General features: G+C 58.7%; 2 protein-coding genes. One reads left to right on the plus strand and one right to left on the minus strand.

Translation table 11 applies throughout. From position 1 onward, the window contains the following. Positions 1–277 precede the first annotated feature (277 nt). Positions 278–1,093, plus strand: a complete 816-nt coding sequence (locus B4F73_RS01860; RefSeq protein ID WP_290482376.1) for a UDP-2,3-diacylglucosamine diphosphatase — start codon at positions 278–280, stop codon at positions 1,091–1,093. Between the two features lie 6 nt (positions 1,094–1,099). On the opposite strand, the gene B4F73_RS01865 is transcribed toward B4F73_RS01860, so the two are convergent. Further along, positions 1,100–1,541: acyltransferase family protein (locus B4F73_RS01865; RefSeq protein ID WP_290482377.1), on the minus strand; the 442-nt coding region annotated here is incomplete at its 5' end.

Below are 1,541 nucleotides of genomic sequence, written 5' to 3' on the forward strand. Positions count from 1 at the left end.
ATATGCGCACCATCATGGCGCGCATATCCCGCTGGATATGGCGCACGTGAAAGGTGAGGATCACGACCTGTAGCCAGATCCAGAACCGGTACGGCCGCAGGTGCGGCGGCAGGTTTCGCAAAGTGGCGAAGGCGTCATCCATGCTCTGATTATACCTCCGCCTGCGGAGGGGGAGGACAAGTCTTTTTGTTAACCCTGTTTTTATTGCATTTTTGTGACGAAAATAGGGGGTAAACTGTCATAAAACTCATACCGAACGCACTTAAGGGCGGGCATCATGACCCGTGCCAATCCTCGCCCTGATTATCGTTCGATCTTCATCTCCGATGTGCATCTCGGCAGTGCCGGATGCCAGGCCGATGCGCTGTGCGCCTTCATGAAGACGCATACATCCGAGCAGCTCTATCTGGTGGGCGACATCATTGATGGCTGGCGGATGCGCAAGAAATGGTACTGGCCGCAATCACACACGAACGTCATCCGCCGTATCCTGACGGCTGCGAAGCGCGGCACGGACGTGACCTATATCATCGGGAACCATGACGAGTTCCTGCGCGCCTTCCTGCAGTTCCGGCTCGCCTTTGGCGACATCAAGGTGAAGAACCGCGCCGTGCATGAGGGCGAAGATGGCAAGCGCTATCTGGTCGTACATGGCGACATGTTTGACGGCATGATGCGGGCCGACCGCAAATGGATCATGCATCTGGGCGATCATGCCTATAATTTCCTGCTCTGGACCAATACGAAGCTGAACGCGATCCGTCGCTGGTTCGGTATGCCGTACTGGTCGCTGTCACAGGCCCTGAAAAAGCGCACCAAGCGGGCGCTGAACCATATCCATAATTTCGAGGGCCATGTGGCGGATTATTGTCGTCGCAAGGAATTCGACGGCGCGATCTGTGGTCACATCCATGTCGCCGAAATGCGCGACATTGACGGCATCACCTACATGAATGATGGCGACTGGGTAGAGAGCTGCACGGCCCTCGTCGAGCATCATGACGGACGCTGGGAACTGCTCCACTTCCAGCCGCATGTGGTGAACGAAAAAGCGCCGGTCGCAGAGCTGGTCCGCGCCGAGGCGATGGCCTGATCCATCCTATCCCAAAAACGGTTTCAAACTGGCGCTGAGGCGGCGGCGGGCCTGGAATTGGCCGAGGAGCCAGAGCAAGCCGATTGAGACCAGTAGGGCGAGGATCACGGTCAGGGTGACGCGCAACTCGGTCGGGATGTCCGTCAGACCGGTACGGCGCAGCAGAACGCCAGTCAGGTGGCGGACGGGCTCGTGCACACAATAGAGCGGAAACGAGATCAGGCCGAGACGCTCGCAGACCCCGGTAAGCCAGAGGCTGCCCGGCTGGACGCGCGCGCCGATCAGGATGAGCAGCGGGCAGAGCAGGCCGATGGCGATAAACTGATAGGCGCCTTTTGCGTAGACGGGAAACATCAGGATGCCGAGTGTTACCGCGAATGCGATCAGCGTGGGCATCAGGCCTGTAAAGCGTGGCAGGTATCGGGCCACCGGGCCGGCAGGATTCTGG

The organism is Hyphomonas sp. UBA3601, assembly GCF_002375605.1.
Taxonomy (GTDB): Bacteria; Pseudomonadota; Alphaproteobacteria; order Caulobacterales; family Hyphomonadaceae; genus Hyphomonas.